The organism is Bacillus sp. RHFS10 (assembly GCF_016757475.1).
Taxonomy (GTDB): domain Bacteria; phylum Bacillota; class Bacilli; order Bacillales; family Bacillaceae; genus Bacillus; species Bacillus subtilis_G.
Genome location: NZ_JAESPO010000002.1, coordinates 1,106,483 through 1,122,281, shown reverse-complemented (window position 1 = coordinate 1,122,281; position 15,799 = coordinate 1,106,483). Strand labels below are relative to the sequence as shown.

Genomic DNA, 15,799 nt, shown 5'->3' with positions numbered 1-15,799 from the left:
AACGCTAAGACAAAGATCATAACGCCTGTTGTAAAAGGGTTTGTCCAAAATGAGCGCAGACCAATGGATGCAACACTAAGCAGTATCATGGAAAAAATGAATGTTTGTTTTCTCTTCATATTGTATGCTAGACTGTTTATAATTATATTGAGAAGCGAGCGACCAACTCGCTTCCCTTTACACTTAGTCCTTCTTATTATTCTTCTTTGCATCGTGTGATTGTCGGGCAATCCATGCGATTGATGCAACATAGAAGATAATTTGAAGGACTTTTAACATATTGTCTAGCATTTCCTCACCTCCTTATACTCTTATTATACACTATCTATAAACAATTGTATATAGGTTTAGCAAAAAAAGAGCAAGTATTACACCTGCTCTCTCTATCTTAATAGACTGCTATTGACTGTAGGAAGGGTTTAGTCCTCAGCACGGTGAGTTCTGTAATAATTCTCAGCGGTATAGATTCCCCAATCCCAAAAATTCGATCCCTGAGATAAAATATACCGATCTAAAAATATCTCAAAATTAAGTTGCAGTGGTTCATAATCTACAAACCTGAGGAACCATAAATAGTTTGGATCTGTGGAAATTCTGGTTTTGTCAATTAACAAATAACATCCGTCTAACAGATGTGCGACGGGAATAAACTGAGGCTTTAAAAAACCATTTTGCATATACTTTTCAATCTCTTCTAAATTAAGAATATGCAACCCCCCACCTACATTCTCGCCGTAAATCAACAAATCAAATATTCTGGCCCCGTTATGCAGTTTTAAAAAGGTTTTATAATCTTCAGGAAGTGACACTTTTATTTTCTTCTCAAAACTCTCAATCTCTAGATCTGTTGCACCTTTAGAGAAACTACATTCTGTTTCTAAAAGAGCTCCTTCATCCCCTAAAATTTTCAAACGTCCTTTTTCATCAATTAATTCTTTTAGACCTTGGATCGTTTTTTCAACAAAAACTGTCATTAAGCCACCTCTTACTTACTAATATTTATCCCACCAACGATTTAATACGTTTTGGTGTATATCACGAGGAAGAGGGAACAAATTATCAAAGTTATTCTTTCCCCCATACTTTAACGGAAGTACATGGTGAACATCTAATGCTGACCAATTCCACTTTGGATCACCGTATTTGTCGATGTACTTCTTTATATAGTTGCCTCTTTCCTTTCTATTCCATTCTTCTCTTTTATCTGCAGGTACAACTGGGAAATTCGCTTTAGCTGGTATTGGCATTGTCTTTTTGCTGTGGTTATTTCTTATTTCTGGATACAGCCATCCTATTTTATTGGCAAGAACAGGAGCCAACGTTCCAGTGGAAGTATCAGGTACTGTTCCTTTCCAACCGGCTACCGTAGTATGTTGGGACATATAAAACTTTGTCTTTTTAGGATAATAGGACTTTGAATATGATTTACCTACTTTAATATCCTTCCCTAAGAATTCTCTGCTATGGACAAAAACCCTTCCATATTTTCCGCTATAAGTGTTGCTATCGTATAAATCATTTCTAGCTTCAATAACTATCGGCTTTTCGCCAACTACGCTTGCTATTTTAATTGTAGTTGTGATGGATTTTTTGTTGGGGTCATATATTGTTGTGTAGGACATCGAAACTAAGCTGGCTGCTTTGGGATGTGCTTTCTCATCTTTTTTCTCAACGACTGGCACATTAACAATGTTGTTTTCTTCTTTAGCTACAGGATTTTTATAGGTTATTTCATTGTGATCACTCTGGTTAGCAAGTTGTCGTGCTTTCTTAATGACAGAAGCCTGATCATCATTTTTGCTCTTAGCCACACCATTCTTATCTACTGTTAAAGTTTCTTTTTCTTCAATGGTTACTGGTTTTGCTAACCCAAATGAGTTATCTTCTGATGCTTTCGTTTGTGGTGAAAATCCAATAGTAGCAATCAATAGAGTTAAGACGAGCAAACAAATCGAATTTTTTAACAATTTCATGTAAATCCTCCTTAATTTGTTTTCTAGTCTAACATACTATATTTTTACTTTTATTTCAATAATATGGAAATAACATTTATGCTATTATTAGGCCTTCTCTAAAGAGAAGACCCGGCAGAACTATTTTAGTAGAGATTCAAGCTTCGCTTTCGTTTTCGGTCCATAAATGCCATCAGGATTTAGTCCATTCATCAGTTGGAACCGTCTGACTGATTCATCAGTTCCCAAACAAACAAGCCAAGGTAGGTAAATTGACACAGATCAAATTATTCATTTCGCACTTTTGAATCACATCGCTGTCTTTTTCTTCATTCCCCCATGGTAAAATCTAGTTGAAGATTTTCACATGAAAGGATATGAACATGAAAGTATTTGAAGCCAAATCACTGCTTTCCGAAGCAGATAAACGTGCAAAAGAATACAAAGAGCTAAGAAGTCAGATGATCAATCTACAGAAAGCCTTTAAAGCTGTAGCTGATTTAGATGACAGTGAGTTTTCCGGCAAAGGCGCCGACAACATTAAAGCATTTTATCAAGATCACGCTGGTGTAGCTGACAATTGGATTGACTTACTTGATATGAAAATTGCTTTCTTGACTAGCATTTCAGGCACTCTAGAGGACGCCAGCTTATCTGATGCATATATAGAAGAATCCTTCTTAGAACACGAGCTGGCTAACGCCTACACAAAATCAAAATCGATTATGTCTGAACAAAAGAAAGCCATGAAATATATCTTACATGATATTGACGACATCCTTCCGCTTGATCTGTTTTCAACTGAAGACTTTAAAGACGAACTCGCCGATGCGGAGAACCATCGCAAAAAAACAGTCAATAAACTAGACAGCGTGGACGAAGCACTTGTTTCTGAATATGCCCAGTCAGAGCCTAACGAGCAATTCATCAAGAAGGACTTCCAAAAGCTTGAGGAATCCACAGGCAAGGGCAAGAATGCCACACCCATCCACTACAATGCTAAAGCTTATCGAGAAAGTGATATACATAAGAAAAAAGGCGATATTGAGAAACAGACTGAAGCTTATTTGAAGATTAAGAAAGATGAAGCAAAAGAACGAGAAATCAAAAATTTAAAGAAGAAGCTAGCTGACGGAGTGACGGATCCGGATGAATACTTAGACATTGCCAAGAAAATCGGCTATAAGAATCTTACCCCTGAACAGCTTGAATTTGTTTCATTTCTTAAACAGCGTAAAGCTTTCATGGATAACGGAAAAGAAGTGTTGCGAATCATAGGTGATGGCGCTAAAGGTGCGATTGTTGGTGTATATGATCTTGCCAAGGATACCGGTGAAGGAGCTATTCAATTCGGATGGAATATCGGTTGGACAATTGACAACTTAAACAAAGATCCTCAAAAAGTGCTGGATACCGTTCTGGAATACGACTATCAAGCTGCCTTTCTTAGCATGGTTGACACACTAAAGGATAATTGGGATAAAAAAATGATTCACGGAGATGCATACACGCGGCTACACTATGTTACTTACTTGGGCGGAAGTCTTCTGTTATTGAAAGGCGGAAAGTCCTCTGTCTCAACAGGCTCGAAGGATCTTGCTAAAGTTGGAAAAACAGCTGGTGGCACAATTAAGAAAAGTGGTCAGTCCGTAAAACAGTTTGTCAAATCTCCTGTCAATCGGTATACTCCTGCATTAGAAGGAATCCTTCAAGATGCTGAGAAAACCATTAACGTGAAAAATACTCCGCTGCTAAAAAGCATTGCGGAAGATAAAAAAGAGAGTGTTCTTAGAAGATCTGAACGTTCTAACAATAAGGATACGGGTGATGTGGGTTTAGTTAATCGGAATACGGATATTCCTCCAGCCTTTAAACAAGAGAAATTTGCCAGTACATATGAATCAAGACTGAAACAAACTCCTGCAGAAATGAATGCAAAAGTCGTTTTTGAAGGGAAAAGAGGAGAGTCTTTATGTACTCTAAAACCACCACCAGACCCCAAGTTACAGCAAATTTTAAGTGAAGCTGGTATTAATGGGATTGAGTATAGAAATGGAGTGCCTGATTTCTCACCTGTAGCAAAAGGCCAAGTTGAGGTTGATTATATGTTAGGTGGGAAAGGGCCTAAAGGAAATGCTGCTAGAGGTTATAATTTTAGCCAAGCAAATGAAAAATTAGCAGAACAACTTAATAATTCGCCAGAATTGGCTCACAAATTTGGAATGGAATCTGGTGCAATCAGAGCAAAAGACATAGAAAAATTCCGAGTGAAAAATAACTTAACATGGCATGAACTAAATGATGGAGTTACTATGCAACTTGTGCCAACGGAAATAAATGCTAAGTTTGGTCATGTTGGTGGAGTTGGTGAGATAAACGCAGGAGCTTTTAAACCTGGAGGATTTGCAAATAATTAATAAGGAGATTTGAAAATGACATTAAATGATAAAGTATTTGGAGAACTTGATTATCAGTATCAATGGGTAGGATACAGAACTATAAATTTTTTAGAGAAAGACACAGAAATAACGTTATTAATAGGCGGGGAAGAAGATGGAGAATTTGATGAAGGTCAATATGTAGCATATAATTCACTAGTGGATAATTGGGAGCAAGTCCAACATAATATATTACGACCAATTCTTGATTATTATAAACAAAAAAGACAGGAACTCGGTTATGATGTTTCAGTGAACGAAGACTATCCATTAATTGAGACAATAGATCAATTAATTGAACATATTACATTAGTCGGTATTTCTGTTCCTTATGATTTTCTTCGTGAAGGACGTGATATTGGATTATCGTTTGATTGTACTTGGGACGAAGAAAATGGTTTAGGAGTTCGTCTCATAAATGAAGAAGTAGAAGAGGTAGGTTATCAAGATGTTGCGATTTAATTATCGCTATTTGCTAGTCAACATATAAAAGATAAAGGCCCCATTTTAGAGAGGGCTTTTTTATATTACTTCAATTTTCGCTTTAGTCTTAGGTCCATAAATGCCATCAGGATTTAAACCGTTCATCAGGTGGAATCGTCTTACTGCGTCTCCAGTTGTTTTGAAAGACATTACTTTTTTAAAAAAAAGAACCTATCAAATTTGATAAGCTCTCTCTGTAAGTTTTAATGTTCGAGGCAGCCTTTCCTGTCACCTTGAGGTGGCGAATACATCCATACAAACATCTTGGAGCAAAAAAGGATTTACTATGGTTAAATTTTGTTCCTTCTTTTTTTCAAGAACCATCTAACAATTAAATAAATGATACCTAACCAAACAATAATCGGAATAATGATACCTAAAGTTTCCATAGCAAATCCCTCCTATTTTTTCTTTATTTGACAATTAACTCTATGTTTTACCTATTTTTTTCAAGTATACTATGAATGTATCAAACGTATCAGATTATTTTTAATATGACCCATTTAGGAAAAAATCCTTCGTTGGATCAATTGAAGAGAAAAACTGGGAAGGGTGAACGAGCTATACGGGAGGCCGTTAAGAATCTTATGAGGCAGCGTTTGTTAAAATGGGATAAGAAAAAGAATAAATGGATTGTGTAAAAACCCCACCTTAAAAAGATGGGGTTTAACAGGATAATATTACTTAGATATTAATAGCTTTTTCGGCTACATAGAAAGTTCCAGAATCATTCATAGCAGCATATACATTTTCCACATTTAATAACCCTGCAAAAAGAATACCGATTAAAGCGGAGCTGATTAAAAATTTTTTCATTATATAGCCTCCGTAACCTTAAGTATTTGTGTTTGTGCATGTATAGTTCTCTTTAAGAAGCTTCTTCCCTCTGCATAGTTTCTTTGCTCATAATGAAAGTCACCCAATTTTTCCGTTAATTCTGCAAAATCAGACCACAGACGTTTCTTTTCCAAATAGTCTAAGCTTCGATCTACTTCTGTTTCATTATATTCTTCATATATTGAATTAATGATCTTTAACTTCGCCATATATTCTTCTTCATTAGAATCTTTAGCCCGTTTTAATGCTGTCTCATAATAGAAACGTGCTTCCTTTGGTTTGTTGCTTTGGTAAAGTACATTTGCCATCATATATAATGACCTTACACCATACACTGTATCAAGATGTTCTTTCATATCAATTGCTTTTTTGAAATGCTCTTCAGCTGCACTTAGGTTGTGGGTCCTTAAATAAACTAAACCTAAATTATGAAAGATCACTCCAATGATTCTTTTTGCCTTTTTCTCATTCATTCCCTCAGCGACACTTAGAGCTTCCCGATAATATGATTCCGCTTCTGTCAACCGGTACATATCATACATATTAGCTCCAAACATCATATTACATCCGACCACTTTCACCTTATACAATTGATTCTTTTCAAACAAATGCTTAGCTTTTTTCAAATGGTTCAGAGAAACAAAATGCTGATCTATTTGATAGTAGGCATCCGCTATTTTATAATGAAATTCAGCTTGTTCCATTTCATCTGAAACTGCAGTCAATTCTCTCTCAGCTTTACGATAATAACTTATCGCTTCAACGTATTCTTTATGATCAAATTCATACATCCCTCGGAAAAATAACGAGTAGTATTTTAAAAGGCCTGTAAGTCTTTTTTGTGGTTTTTCTATTTTTTCAAGTAGTTCTTCGACTGTGGGACGATCCCGATACCTGTCCTCTGGCTCTAATGAATCTAACATCAATTGATGACGGAAACACATCAACGAATAATAGACAAGTAAATCCTGATCTTCTTCCATTTCCTCTATTTCTTGCTCCACCTCTGACTTTAAAATCTCTGCATCCGGGACACTAAATTGACGAATCATTTTATACCATTCATTGATCTTTACGCCAACTTCTGACGATGATAAAACCGGATTCACAAGACCCCTCCTTTTACTCCTTTTATGTAATATTCTAACATTTCCAAAATTATGTATGACCGCAAAAAAACCGCAAACTTTTTCTTCGGTTCATTTCGTTGAATTACTCATCTTCCTAATAAAAGGGTTTATTGTATTTCTCACTCTCTTTATATGGTGAAATTTTGTTGATTATTGTACCGCAAAGCTTAACAAGAAAGGATATGATCATGAAAGTATTTGAAGCCAAATCACTGCTTTCCGAAGCAGATAAACGCGCAAAGGAATACAAAGAATTAAGAAGTCAGATGGTCAATCTAAAAAAGGCCTTTAAAGCCGTAGCTGATTTAGATGACAGTGAGTTTTCCGGCAAAGGCGCCGACAACATTAAAGCATTTTACCAAGATCACGCAGGTGTAGCTGACAATTGGATTGACTTACTTGATATGAAAATTGCTTTTTTGACAAGCATTTCCGGCACTTTAGAGGAGGCCAGTTTATCTGATGCTTACATAGAAGAATCCTTCTTAGCACACGAGCTGGCTAACGCCTACACAAAATCAAAATCGATTATGTCTGAACAGAAGAAAGCGATGAAAGATATCCTACTTGATATCGACGATATTCTTCCGCTTGATTTGTTCTCGACAGAAACCTTTAAAGACGAACTCGCCGATGCGGAGAACCATCGCAAAAAAACAGTCAATAAACTAGACAGCGTGGACGAAGCACTTGTTACTGAATATGCCCAGTCAGAGCCTAACGAGCAATTCATCAAGAAGGACTTCCAAAAGCTTGAGGAATCCACAGGCAAAGGCAAAAATGCTTCCCCTATCCAGTACAATGCCAAAGCGTATCGAGAAAGTGACATACATAAGAAAAAAGGCGATATCTCGAAACAGACTGAAGCCTATTTGAAGATCAAGAAAGATGAAGCGAAAGAACGAGAAATCAAAGAGCTGAAAAAGAAGCTAGCTGACGGAGTGACGGATCCGGATGAATACTTAGACATTGCCAAGAAGGTCGGATATGAGAACCTTACCCCTGAACAGCTCCAGTACGCAGTGCAGCTGGAACAAGCAAAACAGCTGAAGGACGTCGGTGAAAGTGTAATCAATGCCGGTAAGACAGTAATTGATTTCGTCGATGGGGTTAATGATGGAATTAACGATGCGATTGACGATACGATATATGGCGTCAAAGACTTGGTTGTGGGCGCATGGGACTATTCACAGCTCCCTACCGAACTAAAACTCGCACAGTCAATTACAACTGTATTGAGCGTACCTTCTTATTCAAAAATCATCTGGACAAACCTTGTCGACTCATGGAATGATAAAATGATAAATGGTAGTGCATACGAAAAAGGGCATTATATCAGTTATGTGCTAGGAAATATCGTTGGCACAAAAGGTGCGGGTTCCGCAGTGCAAACCACGACCAAACTTTCTAAAGTAGGTAAAGTGGTTGAAGGTGGATCAGCCGCTGCTCATGTCAATAAAGGGCTTTTAAAAGGAAAAGACTTTATTAATCCTTTATTAAAAAACAAATATGAACCTGCACTTGTAGGGATAGCTCAAGATATAGAGAATACTCATAATGTTAAGAACACACCACTATTAAAAAGTATAATTGAAGAAGAAAAAAATAATGCTTTTTCTAAAATAAATGTTACCTTTAGGCATGGATATGATACCCATTTAGTTGAGGTGGAAGATATAGTTAGAAAGAAAAATAAAGGCATTGTCGGTGGTCACAATCTACAGAATTTTGAGAAGGCATTTATTGATAAAGGTTGGAATTTAGAGAGTTGTATAATTTCAAAAAGGAAACACCCCACAATTGATGGTATCTATGAAATTGAGTATGGATTACCTGCATTAGATAGAGAGGGGAATATCAAACCTGGAGAACTAAAAAAAGTTCGTACTCCAAAGACTGTTTATGATCCCGAGAAGATCTCAAACGAACAAATGTTACAGTGGGGAGAAGAAGCAATGAAAAATGGAGAAGTAGTTGGGAGAAAAGTAACTGGATACGCTAAAAATGGTCTCAAGTTTGAAGGTTATATCGATGAAGCAACTGGAGAAATAACAAATTTTTTCCCAACTTTAAATGATTAAATTATTCGGAGTGAGAATGAAATGGATAATAAAAATAAAGAATTAATTAACTATTTCTTTAAGGTTATGGGTGATGATCGATTTTTACGAATCTTAGAGAAATACTCTAACGGTGAAGGTTATGGTATAGAGAATGTCTGGTGTGTATTTGCTGATGATTATGAAGAGTGGGAAGAAGATTACTTTGGAGATGAAGGTATAGCTTTTTATTTCGATTACCCAGCAGTTGAAGAAGATGAAGAAGTCATATTAGATTACGAAAACTTCTATAAATATTTAAATGATATTGTTGGTCAATACCTAGAACGTCACCCAGAAAATAAATCAGAGGTAGAAAAATACATGGGAAGAATTAAAGAGAAATATAGTATTAAGATATAAGGAAAAGCATTGATAAACATATTATATTTTTTTGAAGCCGTCACCTCAAATCATGATTGCTCCCTCATAAAGTAAGAGTAGATAGGAGTTGAGCATATGTCAGAGTGGAGATTTGCCGAAAAACCTATCGGGGAAACAACTGTTATAAAAATCGAAAAGGCATTAGATATTAAGTTCCCTAACGACTACATTTCAACTATACTAAACAACAATGGGGCGCGCCCAAGTAAAAAGATATTTGACTTTGAAGATACAAAAGGTGCGGTTTTTAATCGATTACATGGTTTAACTGAGGATAGTTCAAGTTTTATTTTAGAGATCTTTGAAGATTACCAGGATGGAAGAATGCTTTCAGGAATAGTTCCTTTCGCTTGTGATCCTTTCGGTAACGAAATCTGTTTCGATTATCGTCAGAATAAAGAGAATCCCTCAGTAGTATTCTGGGATCATGAAATTGCATATGAAGATCCTGATGGAGCTTTAAGTCATATATGTGATTCATTTACCGAGTTGATTAATAAACTATACGAGGAATAAGAGGAATAAACGGATAAATCCCTTCTCATAACGAGAAGGGATTCTTTTATTTTAAAAGGGATTCAAGTTTCGCTTTCGTTTTCGGGCCATAAATGCCATCAGCTTTTAACCCATTCATTAGCTGGAATCGTCTGACGGCGTCAGCGGTTTTCGGACCATAATAGCTATCGATACCAAAGTTTTTTGCTTTCTTATCTGGGTAGAAATGCAACGCTGCTAGCGCAGTTTGAATCTGTTCAACAGCATCGCTGTGCATCAATGGGCTTTTCACTTTAAAAATGCCTGAAGGCAGATTAAAGGAAGATTTCTTTTTGCTTAAGCTTGGTTTTTTCACTGTCTTGGACGAAGTTGTTTTCTTGCTAGATGATTTGCCACCAAGCGCTTTTAATTCATCATCAATCGCCGCTTTGACTTCATCCCAGCGCCCTTCTGACAAGATACGATGCGGGCAATACTTTCCGCTCCAATCTTGGTGCTTCCGCACACGATCAATGCCCCATCCGCGTTCTTTAAGCAGTTGCGCCACAAACTTGATAGCCAACTTTTCAGCAGCCCTATATCGCGCGCCTCCTGACTTGCTGTAGCAGATTTCAACACCGATAGACTTACGGTTCCCGGTGCCGTTTGTACCGTCTCCAGTGTGCCATGCATTGCGATTTAACGGCAGTCCTTGAATAACCTCTTTGTCATCAACTGCAAAGTGGAAACTCGTTGAACTGGTGTTTCCGGTCATGTAGCTGACCTCGTTAGCAGCAGATGCATCATTGTAAGTGTTATGAATGGTGATGTATTCCGCGGTCATCGGATTAGGGCATTTTAAAGCATATTTTGCTTCTGATACAAGGTTCTTTTTCACTGCGATTGTCATGAAAATCTCTCCTATTCTGTTTTTGAAATAGAAAGAGCCGCCAGCTGGCAGCTCATTTGGTTAGATCGTGATTTTTCAGGACGGCTTTTTGCTTGTGTCCTTTTGCTGTCACGTAGTTGTTTTTGAACCATGCAGCAAGTGTCGTACCGATAGTGAAGATCAGAGAGCCGGCAGTGTACAAAGCATCAGCAAGCTGATTCACTTGTGCATCAGTGATATCCAAGGGTGATTTACCGAACATCAGCATTGTTTGGTTGATCAGCGCAATTAAAAGAAGCGCAGTCCGGACGACTGTGCCTTTGTCAAAGTTTTTCATATGTCATTTTCCTCCTTAACGTTGCAGCACGTTATAAAAAATAGCGATTAATCCCCCTATAACTCCGGTGGAAATCGCTGTGATGATAGCGCCCGTAATTGTGCGCTTGATCCATGTTGTATTCTCTTCAATTTTGTTGAGCTTTTCGTTCAGCGTCATTATTTGCTGGTCTTGTCGGTCAGACACTCGTTCCAAAGCGAAAACCCGCTGCTCAAGCGCTTTATGCTCACCTTTCAGATCTGCTAAATCCTGCTGAAACACATTCATATCCGGTACCTCCGTCAATTGTGACATTAGTACGCCCCCCTTTTATCTATTTCATACGATTTCACCTCCTTTGAGGCAAAATAAAAAAGCCGCTTCTCCGCCGCTTACTTTTTCTGATGATTTATTTTTACTGGACCTTTCAAGTTGTTCAGGTTCTTTTCTAATTTCTCAAGGTGTTCCTTCAGATGCTGAATTTCTTGATCTTTTTCCGCTAAAGTCTGTTTGTCTTTTTCAATCATGTACTGGTATGTCATGATTATATCTTCAGCATTCATCCAGTTTTGACGATAACCTGCCGCTTTTCTTTCGAATAACTCAACTTTCGTTTCTAAATCCATTTCGTTTGATTTCTTTTCTTCCATATTGATTCTCCTATTCTGTTTGGTCTGGATAAGCGTTTCCGCGCTCAAGGGCAGTAATCTCGTCAAATTCTTCTTGAGTGAGGCGGCCCCTTTGAACGTGTGTTTTTAGCTCAATGGTCATGACAGTTCCATTTTTCCAGCAATCTTCAAAAAAGTTGTAAAATGCGCTCAGTCCTTCCATTGTGTTACCTCCGATATTAAGACTGATTCACCATTAAAACATTACACATTCTTTGTAAATCTAATATTTGCTCTTTCATCTGCTCTTCAGTAGTCTTCGCGTCATTTTGATGTGGAATGTCGATTGGCTCCAGTTTCATTGTTCCAACTCCTTTTGATGATTATAAAATGTTGCCTCTTTTTCTCCATTTGGATAAATGGTAACACTTAGGATATTTTTCATTAGGAGGAAATCTTCGTTACTCTCAATAAAATCATAATTATAGCCGTCTTGGTCAGCAAGCCTCCGAAAAAGTTTATACTCCATTTTGCGAGTTTCTTTAACAAGATAAATGTGAAGACCGTAAGCGACATCCCTTTCCGAATCAGGCATAACATCAAATTCAACGACATCCATTTGAAAGGGTTCATCAAATCCAACCTCGAAATTAAGACAGGAAGAAAGAGTGTATCCATTCTCATTCTCTGTTACTTTCAATCCTTCGATATATGAATATCTACGCGGGTGTAAATCAATAGTTTTTATCACTTATTTTATTCCCCTTATACTTTTTCATATAACACAAGTAGGCGAACTTTAACATCAAGACCCGCCACGTCAGCAGCGCCCGTCCCCCTTACATATAGTGTGAATCCTTTTGATGTTTGGTTTTCCACCCCTGCTGTTACATTACTTGTTTTCGGTCCGTAGGGTTGTGCGAAAACACCGAAAATATTTTCAACATTGTCATAGTTATCAGCTTCGATGAAATCTACATGTACACTGCCGTAAGAATGAGATCCCGTGCTCTTTGACAAAATTACATTTCTTTCTGTAACAGCCAAGCATAGATTGTTTTGCAACTCCCCATGTATGTCCGTCACTAACTTCGAGACACTGCCCCCCATTATTTTTATAGGGTCAGAAAGTGACTCATCCCCGGCTATAATTGTTGATTTTTTTGTCAACTCTACGGGTGCACCCTCGAAAACAGTTCGCTTTTTCGATTTCATACGTATCCCACCACCGACAACCGTTTCAAAGTTTAGAGGTTGTAAACTTAATAACGTAGAACTTCCAGAAATGACTGCCCTATTAGTGAAAGTGGCGTTGTACGGGTCGTTCACTTGTATGAACTCGCGATACCCCTTTAATGTGAAAATATCTTTCGGGATGCTATCAGTCGTGGTATTCGTTATGTCAAATACCCCCACCCCATCCCCATTTCCATTAAAATCACCATACATTTGCACGACTGCCATATTATCAGCGTTTGTAAATTCTCCCGAACTCTTAACAGAAATTTTCCCGTCACCGATAGAAACACTCCTAGTAACTTCTTTGTCGCCATCGTCATAATCTCTCCCAGATTCTTGGTAGAATAAAGAAGAATTAATCTCTGTCAACGTGTATTGGTAACTCGTAGACGACCGCTGATATTGATAAAATTTACTTCCATCAAAATAAGAATCAAAATTGTTGTTCGTGTTCAGCGCTTGGAATTTGCCGCCTTTAATCAATGAACCTGTAATATTAATTGAATTAATTGTACCGGAATTTATTTTGTCAGCTGACAGGTTGCCGATCTTGGCGTTTGTAATGGCTCCGTCAATGATATGAACGGTATCAATTATCGCTGTTTTCAGGTGAGCTTTTGCGATAGCAGCGTTTTGAATTGCTGCTGTTCCAATTGCCGCCTCAGCAATTTGCGCGCTTGTTATGGCTGCTTTTTGAATATGCGCTGTTCCTATCGCTGCTTTTTGTATATGAGCAGATCCAATAGAAAGCGCTTGGATGTAATCGCCGTCAATAACGTTGTCTGTCAGTTGTGTATCAAACGGGCTATACCCATAATCAGCAATGACATCACCTTTACGCACCTGAACTTTGCGAATAACAAAGCTACACGGCTCTGTGTTTCCATTCCGATTGTAACCGCCGATTCCGATTGTATAATCAGATCCACTTTCCGGCGCCGTAAATTTGATATTCACTCTAACGAATTGATCAGATGGATGACTAGAAATATCACTCAGATCACTGCCGCTTATTTTGGTGAAAGTGTTGAATTTTTTTAAATGAATATAGTTCAGATCGGTTGTATTATTCCGTTTAACCTCAAATGACAAGGTATATACTTCATCTTTAACCAATGACATCCTTTGAATGTTGACAGGTGGGTTTCCATAGCCACAAACTCCAAAACTTGGTTTCGTTGTGTCAGTAATCACTTGGGTAACAGTCATTTCATTAAATTCTTTTTCTTCTACTCTATGGGTAGTGCCGGGATAGTCGTAAAACCATTTTGCCTTCAGCAGAGAACCAGGGAAAATATTGCCTTGATCAAAGTTGCGTGCCAGTTTATCAGCCGTGACCGCCAAGTTTGCCAGACGATCCGCAATAATGCTGTTGAACATAATATCATCAGTCAGAATCCGCTGGGTTTTTGCTGAGAACTCAGCTGTAAATTCGCTTGCTTTGCCGTGATAGTTAACAGCCCTAATGCGATAGTACAAAACGTTATCAACGCCAGCGTTTTCATGCAGGAAACCGCTCTGCTTGCCTCGCCATAGTCGGTTTTCGATAGAAGGGGTGAAGCCTTTTATTTGCGATCCGTATACCTCATACGCCGCAATATAAGAAGAAGGATCATAGTCCCATGTGATACTCACACCTGAAAAAAGCCCCTTAACAGTTACGTTAGAAGGGACTTTCGGGATAATGTCAGGGAAACTGCCGTCAGTGACTTCGCCGACAGACGGCTTTCTTTCCCAAGTACCTCGATTCTTGTCGAGTATATTTTCTATTTGATTAATCCGCTCATCACCTTGAAGCACTGATAAAAACTGACCAATCTCCACAACACAGGTATTGTCTGGATCTGTGATGTCATATTCCATTGAAATGATGCGCTGTGACGTTTCTATCGGAATAGCAAAGTTTCGGTCTATGGCAATTGTCGTATCGCCCAGTTCAACGTGCTCATGCTCATAACCTGGTACATTCTGAAGCAATTGAACTGATAGCTCATAATTCACCTCAGTTTTTGATGCTGTCGTAATGAGATGGTTGTATGTGGCTTTTAAAAGCTCCGCTGGATCAGTTATATCTTCATTGTTGTATTGCCCTTCTCTGTGGATCAATTCACCGTTTTTAAGGCGTCCCAGCCTTTTTAATAGATCCGGATCGCCAACCCATTCCTGACCCAGTGGTTTATCGACAGGATCGCCTTTTGATTTCTTCCACTCTACTTCTGAGAAGTCAATAAACCGCGAATAACCACCCGTCTCCTCCCCGGCTTCGTCTGTTGAGGCAATAGAGGCCCCATACCCCCAAAGAGCTGTCAATGGGTAGCTGATGACCGTCCTTTTGATTTTCTCTGTATCTTTATCTATCTCAAAGCGTTTCCCGCCTTCTTTTCCTCTTCGTGGCAATATCTTAATAATTCTCTTTGTGATCTTGTTTCCATCAAATTCAATAGAATCTTGAAGCTCGCCGCCCCAAATGTTTATCACTTCGGCAATACATTCCAAAGCTGTTTTTTTATAAAATGAGGTGGAATTATTGCCAAGTTCTGCGCTTACCTCAGCCACCCACCGAGAACGAGCAAGTACATTGTCTAGAACAAATTGTGCTGTTTTGTCAGTTGGCCGGAAGTCTTTCACAAAGGTTTCAGCCAGCTCCATCATGGCAGCTTCACATGTTACTAGAGTGTTGACCTCTGAGTTTTCGTCCGTGTCGTCAAGTTCCTTGATCACAAACAAACGAAGAATGCCGTCCTTATCTCTAAAAATGACTTGATTCTCTTCAAACAAACAGCGCGCATCGGGATGGGAAGCATCTGCTACAAAAGAAAAAGAAGAGCCTTTATTCAGCTCTTCTTTGTATTTGGCATCCCAAAATCTGCACGCTTCTTGTCCGTCGCTGGACAGCACTGTCAGCACTTGATCATCTGGTGAAAGAATATACATGTCAGCCATTAACGGA

General features: G+C 38.3%; 17 protein-coding genes and 3 pseudogenes. 6 read left to right on the top strand and 14 right to left on the bottom strand.

The features are described from left to right. Nucleotides 1-419: 419 nt before the first annotated feature. The 3 genes and pseudogenes from JMN17_RS12460 to JMN17_RS12445 form a co-directional block, all read right to left on the bottom strand. Nucleotides 420-974, bottom strand: coding sequence for an SMI1/KNR4 family protein (locus JMN17_RS12460; RefSeq protein WP_202328212.1), 555 nt, complete (start codon nucleotides 972-974; stop codon nucleotides 420-422). An 18-nt stretch (nucleotides 975-992) separates the two neighbouring features. Beyond that, nucleotides 993-1,973, bottom strand: coding sequence for an HNH endonuclease signature motif containing protein (locus JMN17_RS21765; RefSeq protein WP_242519882.1), 981 nt, complete (start codon nucleotides 1,971-1,973; stop codon nucleotides 993-995). A 120-nt stretch (nucleotides 1,974-2,093) separates the two neighbouring features. Continuing rightward, a pseudogene (locus tag JMN17_RS12445) lies at nucleotides 2,094-2,195 on the bottom strand (peptidoglycan-binding domain-containing protein); the annotation flags it as partial. Nucleotides 2,196-2,335: 140 nt separating this feature from the next. On the opposite strand from JMN17_RS12445, the pseudogene JMN17_RS21930 reads away from it, so the two are divergent. The 3 genes and pseudogenes from JMN17_RS21930 to JMN17_RS12435 all read left to right on the top strand — a co-directional run. Next, nucleotides 2,336-3,713: pseudogene (locus tag JMN17_RS21930) on the top strand (ribonuclease YeeF family protein); the annotation flags it as partial. Nucleotides 3,714-3,880: 167 nt separating this feature from the next. Then, nucleotides 3,881-4,369, top strand: coding sequence for an HNH endonuclease (locus JMN17_RS22140; protein ID WP_242519901.1), 489 nt, complete (start codon nucleotides 3,881-3,883; stop codon nucleotides 4,367-4,369). Between the two features lie 15 nt (nucleotides 4,370-4,384). Continuing rightward, nucleotides 4,385-4,852 (top strand): DUF6985 domain-containing protein, encoded by a 468-nt coding sequence (locus JMN17_RS12435; protein WP_202328210.1) that lies wholly within the window; start codon nucleotides 4,385-4,387, stop codon nucleotides 4,850-4,852. Between the two features lie 60 nt (nucleotides 4,853-4,912). Here the strand turns inward: JMN17_RS12435 and JMN17_RS12430 are convergent. From JMN17_RS12430 to JMN17_RS22010, 3 genes and pseudogenes are all read right to left on the bottom strand, one after another. Continuing rightward, nucleotides 4,913-5,008 (bottom strand): annotated as a pseudogene (locus JMN17_RS12430) (peptidoglycan-binding domain-containing protein); the annotation flags it as partial. Nucleotides 5,009-5,557: 549 nt separating this feature from the next. Further along, entirely contained in the window at nucleotides 5,558-5,689 is a 132-nt protein-coding gene (locus JMN17_RS21925) for a hypothetical protein (RefSeq protein ID WP_257962800.1), read from the bottom strand. Continuing rightward, nucleotides 5,689-6,762 carry a tetratricopeptide repeat protein gene (locus tag JMN17_RS22010; protein WP_207194256.1) on the bottom strand — a complete coding sequence of 358 codons (1,074 nt, stop codon included), beginning with the start codon at nucleotides 6,760-6,762 and terminating at the stop codon, nucleotides 5,689-5,691. The genes JMN17_RS21925 and JMN17_RS22010 overlap by 1 nt, the downstream gene beginning before the upstream one ends. 266 nt (nucleotides 6,763-7,028) lie before the next feature. Between JMN17_RS22010 and JMN17_RS12420 the strand changes: the two genes are divergently transcribed. The 3 genes from JMN17_RS12420 to JMN17_RS12410 all read left to right on the top strand — a co-directional run bounded on the left by JMN17_RS12420 (nucleotide 7,029) and on the right by JMN17_RS12410 (nucleotide 9,839). Next, nucleotides 7,029-8,921 (top strand): T7SS effector LXG polymorphic toxin, encoded by a 1,893-nt coding sequence (locus tag JMN17_RS12420; RefSeq protein WP_202328242.1) that lies wholly within the window; start codon nucleotides 7,029-7,031, stop codon nucleotides 8,919-8,921. A 21-nt stretch (nucleotides 8,922-8,942) separates the two neighbouring features. After that, complete coding sequence (gene cdiI, locus JMN17_RS12415) at nucleotides 8,943-9,302, top strand: ribonuclease toxin immunity protein CdiI (protein WP_202328207.1); 360 nt, start codon at nucleotides 8,943-8,945, stop codon at nucleotides 9,300-9,302. 96 nt (nucleotides 9,303-9,398) lie between these two features. Next, a complete protein-coding gene (locus JMN17_RS12410) occupies nucleotides 9,399-9,839 on the top strand; it encodes an SMI1/KNR4 family protein (protein WP_202328206.1) in 441 nt (146 codons plus the stop codon). A 46-nt stretch (nucleotides 9,840-9,885) separates the two neighbouring features. Here the strand turns inward: JMN17_RS12410 and JMN17_RS12405 are convergent, their stop codons facing one another. The 8 genes from JMN17_RS12405 to JMN17_RS12375 form a co-directional block, all read right to left on the bottom strand. Beyond that, a complete protein-coding gene (locus JMN17_RS12405; RefSeq protein ID WP_202328205.1) occupies nucleotides 9,886-10,707 on the bottom strand; it encodes a peptidoglycan recognition protein family protein in 822 nt (273 codons plus the stop codon). Between the two features lie 52 nt (nucleotides 10,708-10,759). Further along, nucleotides 10,760-11,023 (bottom strand): phage holin, encoded by a 264-nt coding sequence (locus tag JMN17_RS12400; protein ID WP_100276292.1) that lies wholly within the window; start codon nucleotides 11,021-11,023, stop codon nucleotides 10,760-10,762. A 15-nt stretch (nucleotides 11,024-11,038) separates the two neighbouring features. Beyond that, nucleotides 11,039-11,317 (bottom strand): hemolysin XhlA family protein, encoded by a 279-nt coding sequence (locus JMN17_RS12395; protein WP_445291678.1) that lies wholly within the window; start codon nucleotides 11,315-11,317, stop codon nucleotides 11,039-11,041. 77 nt (nucleotides 11,318-11,394) lie between these two features. Further along, a complete protein-coding gene (locus JMN17_RS12390) occupies nucleotides 11,395-11,652 on the bottom strand; it encodes a hypothetical protein (protein ID WP_202328204.1) in 258 nt (85 codons plus the stop codon). A gap of 10 nt (nucleotides 11,653-11,662) precedes the next feature. After that, nucleotides 11,663-11,833 (bottom strand): XkdX family protein, encoded by a 171-nt coding sequence (locus JMN17_RS12385; protein WP_202328203.1) that lies wholly within the window; start codon nucleotides 11,831-11,833, stop codon nucleotides 11,663-11,665. Between the two features lie 16 nt (nucleotides 11,834-11,849). Beyond that, a complete protein-coding gene (locus JMN17_RS21915) occupies nucleotides 11,850-11,972 on the bottom strand; it encodes a hypothetical protein (RefSeq protein WP_277986979.1) in 123 nt (40 codons plus the stop codon). Then, nucleotides 11,969-12,361, bottom strand: a complete 393-nt coding sequence (locus JMN17_RS12380; protein ID WP_202328202.1) for a hypothetical protein — start codon at nucleotides 12,359-12,361, stop codon at nucleotides 11,969-11,971. Before JMN17_RS12380 ends, JMN17_RS21915 begins: the two co-directional genes overlap by 4 nt. 14 nt (nucleotides 12,362-12,375) lie before the next feature. Beyond that, complete coding sequence (locus JMN17_RS12375; RefSeq protein WP_202328201.1) at nucleotides 12,376-15,792, bottom strand: phage tail spike protein; 3,417 nt, start codon at nucleotides 15,790-15,792, stop codon at nucleotides 12,376-12,378. Between the last annotated feature and the right edge of the window lie 7 nt (nucleotides 15,793-15,799).